Annotated in this window: 15 protein-coding genes; 12 read left to right on the top strand and 3 right to left on the bottom strand. The window is 64.5% G+C overall.

Features of this window, described 5'->3' with window-relative positions; genetic code table 11:
- Positions 1-88 precede the first annotated feature (88 nt).
- Genes ileS through ACU0B3_RS12980 form a run of 3 tightly spaced genes read left to right on the top strand, consistent with a single transcriptional unit; the run spans position 89 to position 3,821 of the window.
- Positions 89-3,085 (top strand): isoleucine--tRNA ligase, encoded by a 2,997-nt coding sequence (gene ileS / locus ACU0B3_RS12990; protein ID WP_446261284.1) that lies wholly within the window; start codon positions 89-91, stop codon positions 3,083-3,085.
- A complete protein-coding gene (locus tag ACU0B3_RS12985; RefSeq protein ID WP_446261283.1) occupies positions 3,082-3,330 on the top strand; it encodes a DUF3253 domain-containing protein in 249 nt (82 codons plus the stop codon). The genes ileS and ACU0B3_RS12985 overlap by 4 nt, the downstream gene beginning before the upstream one ends.
- A gap of 38 nt (positions 3,331-3,368) precedes the next feature.
- Complete coding sequence (locus tag ACU0B3_RS12980) at positions 3,369-3,821, top strand: methylated-DNA--[protein]-cysteine S-methyltransferase (RefSeq protein WP_446261282.1); 453 nt, start codon at positions 3,369-3,371, stop codon at positions 3,819-3,821.
- A gap of 481 nt (positions 3,822-4,302) precedes the next feature.
- Here ACU0B3_RS12980 and ACU0B3_RS12975 read toward each other — a convergent pair whose 3' ends face one another.
- The gene (locus ACU0B3_RS12975; protein ID WP_446261281.1) at positions 4,303-5,136 is read right to left on the bottom strand and encodes a prephenate dehydratase; all 834 of its coding nucleotides are present in this window, start codon (positions 5,134-5,136) and stop codon (positions 4,303-4,305) included.
- Between the two features lie 119 nt (positions 5,137-5,255).
- Here ACU0B3_RS12975 and ACU0B3_RS12970 point away from each other — a divergent pair, with 119 nt between their 5' ends.
- The 6 genes from ACU0B3_RS12970 to ACU0B3_RS12945 all read left to right on the top strand — a co-directional run bounded on the left by ACU0B3_RS12970 (position 5,256) and on the right by ACU0B3_RS12945 (position 12,389).
- Positions 5,256-5,780, top strand: coding sequence for a c-type cytochrome (locus tag ACU0B3_RS12970; RefSeq protein ID WP_446261280.1), 525 nt, complete (start codon positions 5,256-5,258; stop codon positions 5,778-5,780).
- A 193-nt stretch (positions 5,781-5,973) separates the two neighbouring features.
- Positions 5,974-7,917: an extracellular solute-binding protein gene (locus tag ACU0B3_RS12965; RefSeq protein ID WP_446261279.1), complete on the top strand. Its 1,944-nt coding sequence runs from the start codon at positions 5,974-5,976 to the stop codon at positions 7,915-7,917.
- A 4-nt stretch (positions 7,918-7,921) separates the two neighbouring features.
- Positions 7,922-9,007: a microcin C ABC transporter permease YejB gene (locus tag ACU0B3_RS12960; protein WP_446261278.1), complete on the top strand. Its 1,086-nt coding sequence runs from the start codon at positions 7,922-7,924 to the stop codon at positions 9,005-9,007.
- 81 nt (positions 9,008-9,088) lie between these two features.
- Positions 9,089-10,189 (top strand): ABC transporter permease, encoded by a 1,101-nt coding sequence (locus tag ACU0B3_RS12955; protein ID WP_446261458.1) that lies wholly within the window; start codon positions 9,089-9,091, stop codon positions 10,187-10,189.
- The gene (locus ACU0B3_RS12950; protein ID WP_446261277.1) at positions 10,186-11,766 is read left to right on the top strand and encodes an ABC transporter ATP-binding protein; all 1,581 of its coding nucleotides are present in this window, start codon (positions 10,186-10,188) and stop codon (positions 11,764-11,766) included. The genes ACU0B3_RS12955 and ACU0B3_RS12950 overlap by 4 nt, the downstream gene beginning before the upstream one ends.
- Positions 11,767-12,146: 380 nt before the next feature.
- A complete protein-coding gene (locus tag ACU0B3_RS12945; RefSeq protein ID WP_446261276.1) occupies positions 12,147-12,389 on the top strand; it encodes a hypothetical protein in 243 nt (80 codons plus the stop codon).
- A gap of 109 nt (positions 12,390-12,498) precedes the next feature.
- Here ACU0B3_RS12945 and ACU0B3_RS12940 read toward each other — a convergent pair whose 3' ends face one another.
- Complete coding sequence (locus ACU0B3_RS12940; protein ID WP_446261275.1) at positions 12,499-14,019, bottom strand: D-alanyl-D-alanine carboxypeptidase family protein; 1,521 nt, start codon at positions 14,017-14,019, stop codon at positions 12,499-12,501.
- Between the two features lie 274 nt (positions 14,020-14,293).
- Positions 14,294-14,998: an HAD family hydrolase gene (locus ACU0B3_RS12935; RefSeq protein WP_446261274.1), complete on the bottom strand. Its 705-nt coding sequence runs from the start codon at positions 14,996-14,998 to the stop codon at positions 14,294-14,296.
- 120 nt (positions 14,999-15,118) lie between these two features.
- On the opposite strand from ACU0B3_RS12935, the gene clpS reads away from it, so the two are divergent.
- Genes clpS through ACU0B3_RS12920 form a run of 3 tightly spaced genes read left to right on the top strand, consistent with a single transcriptional unit; the run spans position 15,119 to position 17,222 of the window.
- On the top strand, positions 15,119-15,433 hold the full coding sequence (gene clpS, locus ACU0B3_RS12930) for an ATP-dependent Clp protease adapter ClpS (protein ID WP_446261273.1): 315 nt from the start codon (positions 15,119-15,121) through the stop codon (positions 15,431-15,433).
- 7 nt (positions 15,434-15,440) lie between these two features.
- On the top strand, positions 15,441-16,412 hold the full coding sequence (locus tag ACU0B3_RS12925) for a class I SAM-dependent methyltransferase (protein ID WP_446261272.1): 972 nt from the start codon (positions 15,441-15,443) through the stop codon (positions 16,410-16,412).
- A 9-nt stretch (positions 16,413-16,421) separates the two neighbouring features.
- On the top strand, positions 16,422-17,222 hold the full coding sequence (locus ACU0B3_RS12920) for an SDR family NAD(P)-dependent oxidoreductase (RefSeq protein WP_446261271.1): 801 nt from the start codon (positions 16,422-16,424) through the stop codon (positions 17,220-17,222).
- Positions 17,223-17,286: the final 64 nt, after the last annotated feature.

Raw genomic sequence — 17,286 nt, 5'->3', positions numbered from 1 at the left:
TCTGACCAGAGCGGCCGGGACTGAGGTGCTGGCCCCGCCGCACCGCCCTCACTCGACATGACATTCCCCAAGAGGATGGACGATCTCCATGTGCGCCGACACGCCTGAGAGCACCCCCGACTACAAAGACACGCTGAACCTGCCCAAGACGGACTTTCCGATGCGCGCGGGCCTTCCCAAACGCGAACCTGCCTGGCTGCAACGCTGGGAAGAGATGGACGTCTACGGCCAGAACCGCGCCAAGACTGGCCGTACGCCCTTCACCCTGCACGACGGCCCTCCCTACGCGAATGGCCACCTACACATCGGCCACGCGCTCAACAAGACGATCAAGGACATGATCGTCCGCTCGCACCAGATGCTCGGCCACGACAGCCGCTACATCCCCGGCTGGGACTGCCACGGCCTGCCCATCGAGTGGAAGATCGAGGAGCAGTACCGCAAGAAGGGCAAGAACAAGGACGCCGTCCCGATCAACGAGTTCCGCGCCGAATGCCGCAAGTTCGCCGAAGGCTGGGTCGACATCCAGCGTGAGGAGTTCAAGCGCCTCGGGGTCACCGGCAATTGGGACGAGCCTTACCTGACGATGAACTTCCACGCCGAACGCGTGATCGCCGAAGAGTTCATGAAGTTCCTGATGAACGGGACTTTGTACCAGGGCTCCAAGCCCGTGATGTGGTCGCCGATGGAGCAGACGGCCTTGGCCGAGGCCGAGGTCGAGTACCACGATAAAGAGAGCTTCACGATCTGGGTGAAGTTTGAGGTTAGCGCCGCAGGAGAACCAGTTTACAAGGCCAAGTGGCGCAGCATTGGCGAACCGCCGCACATGGAGAAAGCAGCTTTTCCCGAAGAGCTTGTCGGTGCGAAGGTGGTGATCTGGACAACTACACCTTGGACCATGCCGTCCAACAAGGCAGTGGTTTTCGGTGAAAGCATTTCGTACGGGCTCTACGAGGTGTTTGAAACACCAGACGTTTGCTGGGCAGAAGTAGGAGAACGCTTCATCCTGGCGAACGAGCTTGCAGAGGACGTCTTTGAAAAGGCGCGTCTGTCGAAAGGCATGTACTCCAAGATACGTGATGTTACCCCAGCCGAACTATGGGCACTTGAACTTAAGCACCCCCTCGCGGGCGCCGAAGGCGGCAAGGGCGAGTGGGACGACATCCGCGACTTTCGCGCCGCCGAGTTCGTGACCGACACCGAAGGCACCGGGTTCGTCCACTGCGCCCCGTCCCACGGGATGGAGGAGTACGAGCTCTACCGAGACCTCGGAATGCTGAGCCAGGTCATCACCTACAACGTCAAGGATGACGGCGGTTTCCGCGATGACCTGCCGTTCTTTGGCGGCACGTACATCCTGAGCCGCAAGGGCGGCGAGGGGAACGCCAACACCGCCGTGATCGACAAGCTGGTCGAGGTCGGCGGGCTCTTGGCGCGCGGCAAGATCAAGCACTCGTACCCGCACTCCTGGCGGTCGAAGGCACCGGTGATCTACCGCAACACGCCGCAATGGTTCGCCGCCATCGACAAGCCTGTGGGCGACGGGCAAGACACGCACGGGAAGACGATCCGCGAGCGGGCGCTCACCGAGATCGACAACGTGAAATGGACGCCTGCCTCGGGACGCAACCGCCTGCACGCGATGATGGAGCAGCGCCCCGATTGGGTGCTCTCGCGCCAGCGCGCCTGGGGCGTGCCGCTGACGTGCTTTACCAAGAAGGGCGCTTTGCCGACCGACCCGGACTTCCTTTTGCGGAACGAGGACGTGAACGCGCGGATTGCCGAGGCGTTCGAGGCCGAAGGCGCGGATGCGTGGTACGAGGACGGCGCCAAGGAGCGCTTCCTCACAGGGCTCGTCGACCCAGACGCGTATGATCAGGTCTTCGACATCCTGGACGTGTGGTTTGACTCCGGGTCCACCCACGCCTTTGTCCTCCGCGACCGCGAGGACGGGACCGAGGACGGGATCGCCGACGTCTACATGGAGGGGACCGACCAACACCGCGGCTGGTTCCACTCCTCCCTCCTGCAATCGGTCGGCACGACAGGCCGGGCACCGTATCGCAACGTCGTCACGCACGGGTTCACACTCGATGAGAAGGGCATGAAGATGTCCAAATCCATCGGCAACACCATCGTGCCCGACGAAGTCATAAAGCAATACGGCGCCGACATCCTGCGGCTCTGGGTGGCGCAGACCGACTACACCGGCGACCAGCGCATCGGGCCGGAGATCCTCAAAGGGACCGCAGACAGCTACCGCCGCCTGCGCAACACGTTCCGGTTCCTCTTGGGCAATCTCGACGGATGGTCCGAGGACGAGCGCATGGATGTGGCAGAGATGCCGGAGCTCGAGCGCTTCATCGCGCACCGGCTGAGCGAGCTCGATGCCCATGTGCGGGCGGGCTATGCCAAGTTCGACTTCCAGGGGGTCTTCCAGGCGCTCTTCCAGTTCTGCACGGTGGAGCTGTCGTCCTTCTACCTCGATATCCGCAAGGACGCGCTTTACTGCGATGCGGAGACGAGCGAGACGCGGCGCGCGGCGCGGGCGATGCTGATGCTGGTGCTTGAGCGGCTGAATACGTGGCTGGCGCCGATCCTCGTCTTTACGATGGAGGAGATCTGGCTGGAGCGGACGGGCGACGGCTCGATCCACCTGCAGGACTTTGTCGCAACGCCCGACTGGACCGACGCGGCGCTGGCCGAAAAGATGGCCCGCATCCGCGCGGTGCGCCGTGCTGTGACGGGTGCCCTGGAGGTGAAACGGACGGACAAGACCATCGGTGCCTCTCTCGAAGCCGCGCCCACGGTCTACGTCGACGCCGAGACCGCCGCCGCCCTGCCGGACACAGCGACCTTGGCCGATCTTTGCATCACGTCTGCGATCACCGTGTCAACGGACCCTGCTCCTGCCGATGCGTTCACCATCGCGGACGCGCCGGGCGTTGCGGTGGTCTTTGCCAAGGCCGAGGGCGCCAAGTGCCAGCGCTGCTGGAAGATCCTGCCCGATGTTGGCAAGCATGGCTTCCCGGGCGTCTGCGGGCGCTGCAACGAGGCGCTGATCCTGAGGCGCGATGTTGCGTGACGGACAAGCCGTCCGATGAAGACATCCGTGCCGCGCTGCTGGAGCTTGCCTTCCAGCGCTGCACGGATAAGACCTTTTGCCCGTCCGAGGTGGCCCGCGCGCTGGCCGAAGACTGGCGTCCGCTGATGCCGGAGGTGCGGCGGGTCGCGGCGGAGATGACGGACCTGCGCGCCACGCAAAAAGGCGAACCTGTGGACGTTGAGACGGCCAAGGGTCCGATCCGACTGGGCCTGCGCAAAGGCTAGCCTTGCCCGCGGGCGCGTTTGCCTGCAACTCTGCCGCCATGCCGCGACTGACCGTAGACACGCCGACAGGGCCGATCACGCTGACCCAGGACGGGGACGCGCTGGTAGCTGCCGACTGGGAAAGCGGTGGCAGCGACTGGACGCCGCTCTTGACCCGCGCGGCGGACCAGCTGACCGCATATTTCGCGGGCGTGCGGCAATCGTTCGATGTGCCGTTAGACGTGCGGGCGTCGGACTTTCAACAGCAGGTCTGCGCGCAGATGGCCGCGATCCCGTTTGGCGAGACAACCACGTACGGCGCGATCGCCAAGGCGCTCGGCGCCCCGGCGCAAGCCGTGGGCCAGGCCTGCGGCGGCAATCCCCTGCCCGTCCTGATCCCCTGCCACCGCGTGCTCGGCGCGGGCGGATTGGGCGGCTACTCCGGGCGCGGGGGTGTCGAGACCAAGGTCTGGCTTTTGCGGCACGAGGGGGCCGGTGGGCTGCTCATCTGAGCGCGGGTTTTGGTGAGGGTGCGTTGACCGACGTGTCGATGACGTCCGCGGTGCGCACATAGCCCACCCTATAGCCGCCCATCAGCTGTCATCGGCAGTGCCCACCCTACACTGAATGGGGTGGGAAGACCGGCGGTTCGTACGCTTACTCGAGAGGCAGCGCACGTCTTACAGGCGCGTTTTCGGCAGTGCCCACCTTACTTTGACGAGAAGGGAGGAAAGGCGTTTTGAGCATACTCTTGCAGGGGCAGTTCCTCTGCTGCGACGTCTCAGACACTTGCTTTCGGCAGTGCACATCTGACGTTGAGAAGTTGGGAGGAAGTATGTTTCGAACACGCTGGCGTAGTCGGCCGTGTTCTCCTGCCGCCTTGTCCCGGACACATATTTTCGGCAGTGCCCTCCTTACCAGTAAGGTGGGCACTGCCGAATATGGTTAACGCAGAGCATGTGATCCAAGTGACTACACACCCAAATGCGCAGATCAATCGCGGCGCGGATCGCGCGGGTAGGTCCCGAGCACCTTGAGGTAGCTCGTGAAATACGCCAGCTCTTCGAGCGCCAGTTGTACGTTCCGATCGTCGGGATGACCCTCGATGTCGGCGTAGAACCGCGTCGCGGTGAACGAGCCGCCGACCATGTAGCTTTCGAGCTTGGTCATGTTCACGCCATTCGTCGCAAACCCGCCCATCGCCTTGTAAAGCGCGGCGGGGATGTTGCGGACCTCGAAGACGAAGGTGGTCATCATTCCCGTGCTGCCGCGGCGGTCCATCCGGGCGTCCGGCTCCATGATCAGAAACCGCGTGGTGTTGGTGTCTTCGTCCTCGATCCCCTCGGCGAGCACATCAAGTCCGTAGGTCCGTGCAGCCAGAGCCGACGCCAGCGCCGCCTCATCGTTGCGCCCGTTTGCGGCCAGATCGGCAGCCGCGCCTGCGTTGTCCGATGCAGCTTCGGGCGTGATTCCGTGTGCACGCAGGAACGCGGCGCATTGGGGGAGGAGCACAAGATGCGCGCGGGCTGTTTTGACATCCTTAAGCTTGACCCCCGGGCGGGCGAGCAGGGCGATCTTCACCCGCACAAAGGCTTCGTCGACGATGTGCAGGCCCGATTCCGGCAAGAGCCGATGGATGTCCGCGACCCGGCCATAGATCGAGTTCTCGACCGGCAGCATCGCGGCGCGGGCGCGGCCGGCGCGGACGGCCTCGATCGTGTCCTCGAAGGTGCGGCAGGGCAGGACCTCCCAGTCGGGACGCGCGGCCTGGCAGGCTTCGTGCGAATACGCACCCAGCGCGCCCTGAAAGGCGATCGGTCCCGGCATCTGGCACTCCCCCGCGCAATCGCCCGCAAAAAGGGCGTTTCGTCGCGCTGTGTATCTCTTGCCCTCCCCGCTTGGAAGCGCATATGTACGCGCGACACGCCAGAAAGGATTCAAGCTCGATGTTCGATACGATGACCCTGACAAAGATCGTCGGTGCCTTTTGCGGGGCCTTCCTGATCTTCCTGCTCGGCAAATCGCTGGCTGAGGACACGTATCACGTGGGCGCCGCGCACTACGGGGACGAGGACCACGCACCGGGCTATCTGATCGAGGTCGCCGAGGCCGAGGTGGACGAAGAGCCCGAGGAGACGGTCGATTTTGCCGTGCTTCTGGCCGAGGCCGACCCTGCCGACGGCGAGGGCGTCTTCCGCGCCTGCCGCGCGTGCCACAAGCTCGAAGACGGCGAAAACGGCACGGGTCCGCACCTTTACGCGGTGGTCGGGCGCGAGGTCGGCGCGGTTGACGGGTTCGGCTATTCGGGCGCGCTGTCCGAAGTTGCGGAGGTCTGGACGCCGGAGAACCTCAACGGATTTCTCGAGAACCCGCGCGGCTGGGCGCCGGGCACCTCGATGGGCTACTCGGGCCTGCGCAAGCCGGAGGACCGTGCCAACCTGATCGCGTATCTCGACACGATCGGCGGGTAAAGCTCCCAAAGTTCATCGTTTTAAGCGTCGTACCCGCCGGGTGCGGCGCTTTTTTGCGTGCGCACGGCCTCTTCACGAACCGTTCACAAATTCGCACCTTGAATATGGGCAAATGCCCGCGCAGGCTTACATGGCACGACAATAAAGGTGACCCGCGCCGCTTGGATGCCGCGGAAATATTGGGAGTTCTGCCATGTCTGACGATCTTCTTCTGCCCCCCACCGGATGGGCGATGAACCGCCGCTCTGCACTGGGCCTGATGGGCGCCTCCGCGCTGACCGCCGGGCTCATGCCGACCAGGGTGATCGGCCAGACGGCCAGCGGCGAGGAGATGATCACGAGCCATGGCTACTCCTTTTACGGCGATCTGAAATACGCGGCCGATTTTCCGTATTTCGACTACGTGAACCCGGACGCCCCCAAGGGCGGGCAGATCACGCTCTCCGAGCGCGGCACGTTCGACGGGTTCAACCGCTGGGCTTCCAAGGGCAACCCGGAGAGCAACTCGGGCGTCGTCGCGGAATCGATGTTCGCCCGCGGCGCCTTCGGTGCGGCCCCGCCTGCGGACTCGCTCACCGACAGCTACTGCCTGATCGCGCGCGAGGTCGAGTACCCGGCGAACAAGACCTACTGCGTCTTCCATATGCGCGATGACGTGGTGTTCTCGGACGGCTCGCCGCTGCGCGCGCAGGACGCCGCGTTCACGCACAACCTCTTTCTCGAGCAGGGCATCCGGTCCTATGCGCGCGCCGTCTCGCGCCGCATCACCGGGGTCGAGGTCATCGATGACCTCACCATCCGCTACACCTTTGCCGACGAAATCTCGCGCCGCTCGCTCATCAGCCAGGTCGGCGGCACGCCGATTTTTTCGGAGCGGTGGTTCAACGAGACCGGCGAGCGGCTCGACAGCCCGTCGGTCGCCTCGCCGCTGGCCTCGGGGCCCTACGTGGTTGAGGATTACGACATCAACCGCTACGTCGTTTACGCGCGCAATCCCAACTACTGGGCCTGGGACCACCCGACCAACGTCGGCCGGCACAATTTCGACCGCGTGCGGTTCGAGTATTTTGCCGATGCCACGGCGGAGTTCGAGGGTTTCAAGGCAGGCGTCTACACCTTCCGCAGCGAAGGCAGCACGCGCCGCTGGGCGACGGGTTACGACTTCCCGAACCTCAACGAAGGGCATGTGATCAAGCAGGAGATCCCTTCGGGCAACGCGCCGAACATGTCGGGAGTGATCTTCAACACGCTCAAGGCTCCGCTGGACAACCGCAACGTGCGGCATGCGTTGCAACTGGCGCTGAACTTCGAGTGGATCAAGGAATCGCTGCAGTACGATTTGACGACGCAAACGGTCTCGTTCGTGCAGAACCAGGACTGGGAGGCCAAGGGCCTGCCGGAGGGCAAGGAGCTGGCGCTGCTGGAAAGCCTCGGTGATCTCGTCCCGCCGGAGATGCTGACCGAAGAGGTCGTCACCCCGCACACCTCGGACCCCTCCAACCCCAACGACCGCCGCAACCAGCGCCGCGCGCTGCGGATGCTGGCTGCCGAGGGCTGGACGGTGAACGACGCGGGCCGGCTCGTGAACGAAGACGGCCAGACGATGGACCTGACGTTCCTGGTGATCTCGTCGTGGGACGACACGCGAAAGGCGATCATCGACCGCTACGTCAACACGCTGCAAGCCTGGGGCGTGAACGTGGTGGCAGACGAGGTGGACAGCGCGCAAGGCCAGCAGCGCTTCCTCGACAAGGATTACGACATCATCCACACGCGCATCCTGACGTTTGCGGCCGCCGGCACGGGGCTCAACCAGCTCTTTGGGTCGGAGACGGCGGAGGTGTCGTCCTACAACCCGTCCGCCCTGCGCTCGCCGCTGGTGGATGCCATCGTCGAAGCCGCGCTCGACACCGACAATCGCGAGGACGAGGTCACGGCGCTGACCGCCCTCGACCGCGCGCTGCGCTACGAGCGGGTGATCGCGCCTGGCGGGTTTGTGCCGGCCTACTGGGTCGCGCATTACGACATGTTCGGACGCCCCGAAGAGCTGCCGCCCTATGCGCTCGGCGTGCTCGATTTCTGGTGGTACGACGAAGAAAAGCACCAGGCGCTGATCGACCAGGGCGTGCTGTCGTAAACCGATGGGCGCCTACATCCTCAGACGTCTGCTGCTCATCATCCCCACCCTTCTGGGGATCATGATCATTAACTTTTCCCTGGTGCAGTTTGTACCGGGGGGACCGGTGGAGCAGATCCTTGCCCAGATGCAGGGCGAGGGGGATGTGTTCGAGAGCTTTTCCGGCGGCGGCAACGACGTCGGGGAAGAGACGTTCGGCTCGGACAGCGAGTACATCGGCGCGCGCGGGCTCGACAAGGAGTTCATCGCCGAGCTCGAAAAGCAGTTCGGCCTCGACAAGCCGCCGCTCGAGCGGTTCTTCATGATGCTCTGGGATTACATGCGCCTCGACTTTGGGGAGAGCTACTTCCGCTCGATCTCCGTGGTTGATCTGGTGCTCGAAAAGATGCCCGTGTCGATCTCGCTGGGGCTTTGGTCGACGCTGATCGCCTACCTCATCTCGATCCCGCTGGGCATCCGCAAGGCGGTGCGGGACGGCTCGTCCTTTGACACCTGGACGTCGGGCGCGATCATCGTGGCCTACGCGATCCCGGGCTTTCTCTTCGCGATCCTCCTGCTCGTGCTCTTTGCGGGCGGGTCGTACTACCAGATCTTCCCTCTACGTGGGCTGACGTCCGACGGGTTCGAGAACCTCAGCTTTATCGGCAAGATTGCCGACTACATCTGGCACCTGATCCTGCCGGTAACGGCGCTGACGATCTCCGCCTTTGCGACGCTCACCTTGCTCACGAAGAACTCCTTTCTCGACGAGATCAAGAAGCAGTACGTCATGACCGCCCGCGCCAAGGGCCTGCCCGAGAGCCGGGTGCTTTACGGCCACGTCTTCCGCAACGCGATGCTGATTGTGATCGCGGGTTTCCCGGCGGTGTTCATCGGTGTCTTCTTCACCGGCTCGCTCATCATCGAGACGATCTTTTCGCTCGACGGGCTGGGGCGCATGGGGTTCGAGGCGGCGGTGGCGCGCGACTACCCGGTGATCTTTGGCACGCTTTTCATGTTCGGTCTTATCGGCCTCGTGGTCGGGATCCTGTCGGACCTGATGTATGTGCTGGTCGATCCGCGCATCGACTTCGAACGGCGGGAGGGCTGAGCCATGGTTGCCAAACCGGATCTTCCCGAGACGCCGCACGACCAGCCGGTGCCCGTGCCGGAAGCGCCCAAACGCTTTGCCATGTCGCCGCTGAACCAGCGGCGCTGGCGCAACTTTCGCAAGAATGGGCGGGCGTTCTGGTCGCTGATCATCTTTTCGTTCATCTTTGTCGCCTCGCTCTTTGCCGAGTTCATCGCCAACGACAAACCGATCCTCGTGGAGTACCGGGGCGGCTACTACATGCCGATCTTCAACTTCTACGCGGAGACGGAGTTCGGCGGCGACTTTCGCACCGAGGCCGCCTATCGCGACATCGAGGTCCGCTGCCTGATCCGCTCCGGCGGGCTCGAAGACTGCTTTGACGACCCCGAGGGCATCGTCGAGCAGATCGAGGCCGGCACGTTCCAGGCCACCGACTTCGACGAAGGCTGGATGCTCTGGCCACTGATCCCCTATTCCTACGACACCTCTGTCGACCGCCCCGGCGCAGCCCCCCTGCCCCCGGGTGACGGAAACCTCCTTGGCACCGACGACACCAAACGGGACGTCTTTGCCCGCGTGCTTTACGGCTTCCGCCTGTCGATCGTGTTCACCATCATCGTGACCGTCGCCGCCTCCATCATCGGCATCATCGCGGGTGCGGTGCAGGGGTATTTCGGCGGACGCACGGACCTGATCTTTCAGCGCATCATCGAGATTTGGGGGGCGACGCCGTCCCTCTACATCATCATCATCATGTTCGCGATCCTGGGGCGCAGCTTCTGGCTCCTTGTGTTCCTGACCATCCTCTTTGGCTGGACCGCGCTCGTGGGCGTGGTGCGCGCCGAGTTCCTGCGCGCCCGCAACCTCGAATACGTGCGCGCGGCCAAGGCGCTGGGGGTCAGCAACTGGACGATCATGTTCCGGCACATGCTGCCGAACGCGATGGTGGCGACACTGACCATGCTGCCTTTCATCGTGACCGGCACCATCGGCACGCTCGCGTCCCTCGACTTTCTCGGGTTCGGCCTGCCGGCCTCGGCGCCCTCGCTGGGGGAGCTGACGCTGCAAGCGAAACAGAACCTGCAGGCGCCCTGGCTTGCCTTCACCGCCTTCTTCACCTTTGCGATCATGCTGTCGCTTTTGGTGTTCATCTTCGAAGGCGTGCGCGACGCGTTTGATCCTCGGAAGACCTTTCAATGAGCCTCCTCGACGTCACCGACCTGCGCGTCTCCTTTCGCGCCGATGGCAAAGTCACGCCCGCCGTCAAAGGCGTCTCGTTCAGCGTCAACCGCGGGGAGACCGTGGCGCTGGTGGGAGAGTCCGGCTCGGGCAAGTCCGTGACGGCCCTCTCCACCGTGTCGCTCTTGGGTGAGAACGCCATCGTCGAAGGCTCTGTCACCTATGAGGGCGAGGAGATGGTGGGCGCCGAGGAGCGCCTCCTCCGCAAGGTGCGCGGCAACGACATCTCGTTCATCTTCCAGGAGCCGATGACCTCTCTCAACCCGCTGCACACGCTGGAAAAGCAGCTCGGCGAAAGCCTCGCGCTACACCAGGGCATCGTGGGCGCGGAGGCGCGGGACCGTATCCTCGACCTGTTGCACAAGGTCGGCATCCAGAACGCCGAAGAGCGGCTCGGCGCCTACCCGCACCAGCTGTCGGGCGGGCAGCGCCAGCGCGTGATGATCGCCATGGCGCTGGCCAACAAACCCGATGTGCTGATTGCGGACGAGCCGACCACGGCGCTCGACGTAACGATCCAGGCGCAGATCCTCGAGCTGCTCTCCGAGCTCAAGGACAGCGAGGGGATGGGGATGCTCTTCATCACCCACGACCTCGGCATCGTGCGCCGCTTTGCCGACCGCGTCTGCGTGATGAAGGACGGCGAGATCGTCGAGACCGGTGCGACGGCGGCGATCTTTGATGCGCCCCAGCATCCCTACACGCAAAAGCTGCTGAGCGCGCATTCGGTCGGCAGCCCCGATCCTGTCGCTCCGGGAGCGGAGGTGGTGGCGGGTGCTGAGAACCTCAAAATCTGGTTCCCGATCCAGCGCGGCCTATTGAAACGCACCGTGGGTCACGTCAAGGCCGTCAACGACGCGACCTTTACCGTGCGCGCCGGAGAGACGCTCGGGGTCGTGGGCGAATCCGGCTCGGGCAAGACTACGCTGGCGCTCGCCATGATGCGGCTGATCGGCTCCGAAGGGGTGATCCGGTTCGACGGCGAGAACGCCCGCGACTGGTCCACCCGCAAGCTGCGCAGCAAGCGGCGCGACATGCAGATCGTGTTCCAGGACCCCTACGGCTCCCTTTCGCCGCGCATGACCTGCGAGCAGATCATCGCGGAGGGGCTGTCCATCCACAAGGTCGAGGGCGGTGAGAACCCCCGAGCCTTGGTGGCGCAGGTGATGAGCGAGGTCGGCCTCGACCCGGCGACGATGCACCGCTACCCGCACGAGTTCTCGGGTGGCCAGCGCCAGCGCATCGCGATTGCCCGCGCCATGATCCTGCGCCCCAAGCTGGTCGTGCTCGACGAGCCCACCTCGGCGCTCGACATGACGGTGCAGGTGCAGATCGTGGACCTTTTGCGCGATTTGCAGCGCAAGTACGGCCTCGCCTACCTTTTTATCAGCCACGACCTGAAGGTGGTCCGCGCGATGAGCCACAAGGTGATGGTCATGCGGCGCGGGGATGTGGTCGAGCATGGCGAAGCCGAAGAGATCTTCCACAATCCGCAGACCGACTACGCGCGCGAGCTTTTGAGTGCAGCGATGACCTGACGGGGGTTGGGCTTGCTCTGCCTCATATGGCAACCGATAGCTGGCTCAAGAACAACTGACATTCACGCGCCGTCCCGCGGGGTGGCGCATCGCGCCGCCCGTTTTGCCGGAGGCAAACCTACGGTTTGACGGGGGCGGGTCATGCCAGAGGCATGCCTTCAGCATGACGCGGCCTGACAGTGCCTGTCAGGCGGGTGCTATAATCTAGGCGCAAAAAAATAGCTGCACGGCCGCGCCCCCACCACCGTCGCCATTTCGTCATCAATGGCGCGGATACCGCCGGACTTTGCCGAAAAGGCGGCCCGGGCTGCCTGCATTTGTCCTTGATACCCAGAAGGGGTCGCGACGTGGCCACATCTTCGCCCGAATTGGAGGGCCATATGATCCTCAACACAACGATGGTTGAGGAGAACGACATGGCCCTTATCACGATGCTCTTTGGCGGTGTTGCCGGCACGTTCGCGGCTGTGACCGGCTGGCTCCTCTTTGGCCTCAGCCTCGGCAGCGCGGCGATGCTCTACGCGGCTCTCGCATTCTGCCTGCCCTGCGCCGTGATCGCGGTGGCCGCCGTCAAACGCGCGGATGCAGCGCCGAAGGGCCACCCGCTGCACGCGCGCGGGTAACCGCAAACCATAACTCCCTCAGTGTTCTACAGACCTCAGGCCGACCCTTCCCGGGCGGCCTTTTTCTTTGTCATGCAATGCTGTGCATGGTCTGGTGCGCTGGCACGGCTCAGGAAGCAGGGCCGACCATGAAACAGGTCGCACCGCGGCTTTGCAGGCGGCGGCAGGCCAGGTCCGCGTCCTCGCGGCTGAGCCCGGTGAAATTCGCCTCGAACCCGGTGGAGCGCTTGACGATGCGGCGCGCGCCGCCCGAGAGCACGCTGGTTTCAGCCAAAGCGGTCTTGAGCAGCACTTTTTCGGCGGCAAAGCGGCTGGGGTAGCGGCCGAGCGTGACACCCCAGTGCCGGCCGCCGGAGGTCGACAGACGCGTGACCACTTCCTGCACCGCCTGCCGCTGAGGCTCCGGCGCACGCGCGGCAGTCCCGCCTGTTGCGGCAAGGACCAGCGCCGCCGGGCGGGCGGAGGGTTTGACGCTGCGCTGAGGCGCGGGCGTCGCTGCGACTTGCACGGGCTCCGGCGTCGGCGCTGTGGGCGCGGGCGTGACAGTCACCGCGACGGCCTCGACCACAGCCGGGCTTGCAGCCTCGGTCACGGCCTCTGCGGCGGCGAGCGCCTGCGTCGCCTCGAGCGCGGCGTTCAGGTCCTGCGCCACAGCCGCCACAACGACCGAGGTGTCGGGGACCGCGCGCGCCTGCGGGCGGAGCGATGTCTTTACCGCGCCGACCACGCGGAGCGTCTTGCCGGCGCTGCCGGGCTTTTTCTGAACCGGGACCGCCTTGGCGGTCAGCGTGGCGCCTTGCGGACCCGGGCCGCGATAGGCCGGCATCTTGGGTTTGCGGAGCGCCACGCGGGTCGGCGCCCGTTTGAACCCCATGTCCAACAGCTCGGCCACGCGTGCGTTGCGCGTTGCCGTCGAGCGCCCGCCGAAGACCGTTGCGAGCACCCGCTCCCGTCCGCGCTCGGCGGAGGCGACGAGGTTGAACCCGGCGGCGCGGGTGTAACCTGTCTTGATCCCGTCGGCGCCCTTGTAGTTCGACAAAAGGCGGCTGTTGGTGTGGCTGACGTGGCGCACGCCCGCGTCGGCGGTCTTGCGCGAAAAGAGGTTGTAGTACTGCGGGTAGTCATAAATCACATGCCGCCCCAGGATCGTCATGTCCCGCGCGGTCGACATATGCCCGGTCTCGGTCAGGCCGTGCGCGTTCTTGAAGGTCGTGCGGGTCATCCCGAGCTGCTTGGCCGTGCGGTTCATCCGGCGGGCAAAAGCCGCCTCGGAGCCCGAGATCGCCTCGGCAATTGCGGTGGAGGCGTCGTTGGCGGACCGCACTGCAGCGGCGCGCACCAGATAGCGCAGCTTGATCCGCTGGCCGGGTTTCAGACCCAGTTTGGAGGGCGGCTCGGCGGCGGCTTTCTTTGAGACGCGCACGCGCGTGTCCATCGTGATCTCGCCGTTCTGCACCGCCTGAAAGACGACGTAGAGCGTCATCATCTTGGTCAGTGACGCCGGGTGCAGCCGGGTGTCGGCGTTGCGCGCGTGCAGGACCTCGCCGGTGCGCGCATCCATCACCATCGCCGCGTAGGGCGCGGATTTCACGGATGCCGGCACCAAAAGGAGCATCCACAAAAGCGACATGAAAATGAGCCCTGCTCGGGCGGACACTCGAAAGCGTTCCGTCACGGGTGACCTGCCTATATCTCTGCCTCGCGCCCCCGGATTTGCTCCGATGAGCTTTATAATTACCCGAAAGCTAGCACCTAAAGAGGTTTGAATAAACTCCTCATTTCAAACATTTTTTGTGCAGTGGCCGCTTGCAACACCGCAAAATATTGCGCTTTGAAAGCAGCAGACCGCAAGGACAGCCAATGGGGCGAAACTGCGGCGGAATGTGGCGCGAATGGGGCGGGCTTCACCCCTGCTGCGCGAGCCAATCCGGCAGCTCGGAGAGGTCCGTCATCTCGATGAATCGCGGCTGGTTTTCGGGGGCGTCCGCGTGCTCGAGGTGCCAGGCCAGGTCTTGCGGCACGAACACGCCCCACCCGCCCGCGTCGATCATCGGCAGCACGTCGGACTTCATCGAATTTCCGACCATCACGCCGCGCGCCGCGCCGTCTCCGTGCCGGTCAAAGATGCGGGTGTACTGCGCGGTCTGCTTGTCCGAGACGATCTCGACAGCAGCAAAAAGCTCGCCCAGCCCCGACTGTGCCAGCTTGCGCTCCTGATCGATCAGGTCCCCCTTGGTGATCAGCAGAACGCGGTGTGTCTCGGCGGCAGCCTCCACCGCCTCCCGCGCGTGCGGGAGGAGCTCGATCGGGTGTTCCAGCATCTCGTGGCCTGCATCGATCAGCGCGCGGATCACGGAGGCCGGCACCCGATCCTCGGTCACGTCGAGCGCGGTTTCGATCATCGACAGGACAAACCCTTTGATCCCGAACCCGTAGCGCCCCAGGTTGCGCCGCTCGGCCGCCTCCAGCCGCGCATCCAGCGCCTCCGCCTCCGCATAGGGGCGCAAGAGGTCGGCAAAGCGCGCCTGCGTGAGGCGAAAGAACTTTTCGTTGTGCCAAAGCGTGTCGTCCGCATCAAAGCCGACGGTGGTGATGTTTTTGGCAGGCATCTGCATCCCCATGGCCTTCGGCTCTTTTCTGACAGGCCCCGTACATTATATAGAGCGCTCTGACACGCAACCGCGCCAGGCTGTTCGATGATGCTGCACCCGACCTTGATGGCTGACAAGATGTCCGACGACCTGGATGGGACGGACATTGATCTTGCGACCAAGGTCAAACCCAAAACAAAGCGTCCGCCGCTCTACAAGGTGCTGCTGCTCAATGACGACTACACGCCGATGGAGTTCGTGGTGCATGTGCTCGAGCGGTTTTTCGGCCTCAGCCATTCGCAGTCCTTCGAGATCATGCTGACGGTCCACAAGAAAGGTGTCGCGGTGGTGGGTGTTTTCAGCCACGAGATCGCGGAGACCAAGGTGGCGCAGGTGATGGATTTTGCGCGCAAGCACCAGCACCCGCTGCAATGCACCATGGAAAAGGAATAGCCGGGCGGTGTCCGCACGGTTGGCGTTGGCGACGGAGGCCGGGCTCGACCTGACCGGTGACGTGCTGGTGGTCGGTGCGGTGCGCGGCCAGGACCTGAGCGCGCTGGACCGGGCATCCGCGACTCTGCTGTCGACGTTTTATCCCGATTTTGCGGTGCTTGAAGGTGCGGGCTGGCGTGTGCGGACGGACTGGCCGGAGCGCGCGGAGACCGTCGTTGTCTGCCTGCCCCGCGCCAAGGCGCTTGCACTGACCTGGGTGGCCAAGGCGGCAGAGATCGCGACACAAACGCTGGTGATCGACGGGCAAAAGACGGACGGCGTCGAGTCGATCCTCAAGGCTTTGCGCAAGGTCTCGGCACTCGATGGCACGCTCTCCAAGGGACACGGGAAGCTCTTCTGGTGCGCGCCAAGCGATCAGATTGCAGCGCTTGCGCCTCCGCCACCGCCGCCCGTCGAGGGATTCGCTGTGGCGCCCGGCGTCTTTTCAGCCGATGGGATCGACCCGGGCTCGGCGCTGCTGGCAGAGGCTTTGCCGGACAAGCTTGGACCGCGCGTTGCAGACCTTGGTGCGGGCTGGGGGTACGTGGCACGACAGGTCCTAGCGCGGGAGGGCGTTGAAACGCTGCACCTGGTGGAGGCCGACCATACCGCGCTCAGCTGTGCCAAGGTCAATGTCGCCGACGCGCGCGCGCAGTTTCACTGGGAAGACGCAACGACGTGGCGCGCGCCAGACCGGCTCGACACGGTGGTGATGAACCCGCCATTCCACACCGGGCGCGCGGCGACGCCGGACCTCGGGCAGGCGTTTGTGACGGCGGCGGCACGAGCGCTTGGCCCGCGCGGCACGCTGTGGATGGTGGCCAACCGGCATTTGCCGTACGAAGAAACGCTGGACAGGGCCTTTGCACAGGTCGACACCGTTACGGTGACAAATGGGTACAAAGTGCTGACCGCGCGGGCTCCGCGTCGCGGGCGCTGAGGAGGCCACATGGCGATTTCCATCGAAGGCAAGACCGCCATCATCACAGGCGCCGCGAACGGCGTGGGTCTGGCGCTGGCGCGGCACATGGCCGAAGCGGGCGCGAATGTCATGCTTGCGGACATGGACGAAAAACGCCTTGCCGACGAGCTGGGAGATGCACCCGACGAGGGCGAGATGCGCTACTTTGCCGGCGATCTGCGCAAGCGGCTGACGGTGGCGAACCTGCTGTCGGCAACCATCGAGGCGTTCGATCAGGTCGACATCCTCGTGAACGCGAGCCGTCAGGTGATGCCGACCGATCCGCTCGATCCCGAGGATACGTCGGTGGACACGCTGATCGAGCAGAACTTCATGACCGCCTACCGGATCACGCAGGCCGTGGCACGGCGGATGATCAAGCAGGCCGACGGGCGCGACGTCAAACAGGCGGGCGCGATCGTGAACATCTCGTCGATTGCCGCGCGCCGGGTGCATCCCGAATTGCTCGGGTATGCCGTGTCCACGGCGGCCTTGGATCAGATGACCCGCTCGATGGCGGTGGCGCTCGCGCCGCACCGGATCCGGGTGAACGCCGTGGCCATCGGCAGCGTGATGAGCGCGAGCCTGCAGGGCGCGCTCCGCGAGGATTCTCAGGCCCGCGAGGAGATCGAGGACATCACCCCGCTCCACCGCATCGCAAGCCCCGGGGAGTTGGCCGAAGCGGTGCGCTTTCTCGCCTCCGAGGCGGCGGGTTTTGTCACGGGCCAGGTGATGACGGTCGACGGCGGGCGCTCGCTCCTTGATCCGGTAAGCGCCGCGGCGCATTAGCGCCTTTCCGTTGTTGCGCCATTTGTGACATGATACCTGTCAGAAAGATCTGACAGGAGCCGCG

The organism is Pseudaestuariivita sp. (genome assembly GCF_052825805.1).
This window is presented reverse-complemented; position numbering and strand designations above follow the sequence as displayed.

Coding starts and splice junctions, on each gene's coding strand:
- ileS (WP_446261284.1), top strand. CDS start 89: ATGTGCGCCGACACGCCTGAGAGCACCCCCGACTACAAAGACACGCTG.
- ACU0B3_RS12980 (WP_446261282.1), top strand. CDS start 3,369: ATGCCGCGACTGACCGTAGACACGCCGACAGGGCCGATCACGCTGACC.
- ACU0B3_RS12975 (WP_446261281.1), bottom strand. CDS start 5,136: ATGCCGGGACCGATCGCCTTTCAGGGCGCGCTGGGTGCGTATTCGCAC.
- ACU0B3_RS12970 (WP_446261280.1), top strand. CDS start 5,256: ATGTTCGATACGATGACCCTGACAAAGATCGTCGGTGCCTTTTGCGGG.
- ACU0B3_RS12965 (WP_446261279.1), top strand. CDS start 5,974: ATGTCTGACGATCTTCTTCTGCCCCCCACCGGATGGGCGATGAACCGC.
- ACU0B3_RS12960 (WP_446261278.1), top strand. CDS start 7,922: ATGGGCGCCTACATCCTCAGACGTCTGCTGCTCATCATCCCCACCCTT.
- ACU0B3_RS12955 (WP_446261458.1), top strand. CDS start 9,089: ATGTCGCCGCTGAACCAGCGGCGCTGGCGCAACTTTCGCAAGAATGGG.
- ACU0B3_RS12950 (WP_446261277.1), top strand. CDS start 10,186: ATGAGCCTCCTCGACGTCACCGACCTGCGCGTCTCCTTTCGCGCCGAT.
- ACU0B3_RS12945 (WP_446261276.1), top strand. CDS start 12,147: ATGATCCTCAACACAACGATGGTTGAGGAGAACGACATGGCCCTTATC.
- ACU0B3_RS12940 (WP_446261275.1), bottom strand. CDS start 14,019: ATGTCGCTTTTGTGGATGCTCCTTTTGGTGCCGGCATCCGTGAAATCC.
- ACU0B3_RS12935 (WP_446261274.1), bottom strand. CDS start 14,998: ATGCCTGCCAAAAACATCACCACCGTCGGCTTTGATGCGGACGACACG.
- clpS (WP_446261273.1), top strand. CDS start 15,119: ATGTCCGACGACCTGGATGGGACGGACATTGATCTTGCGACCAAGGTC.
- ACU0B3_RS12920 (WP_446261271.1), top strand. CDS start 16,422: ATGGCGATTTCCATCGAAGGCAAGACCGCCATCATCACAGGCGCCGCG.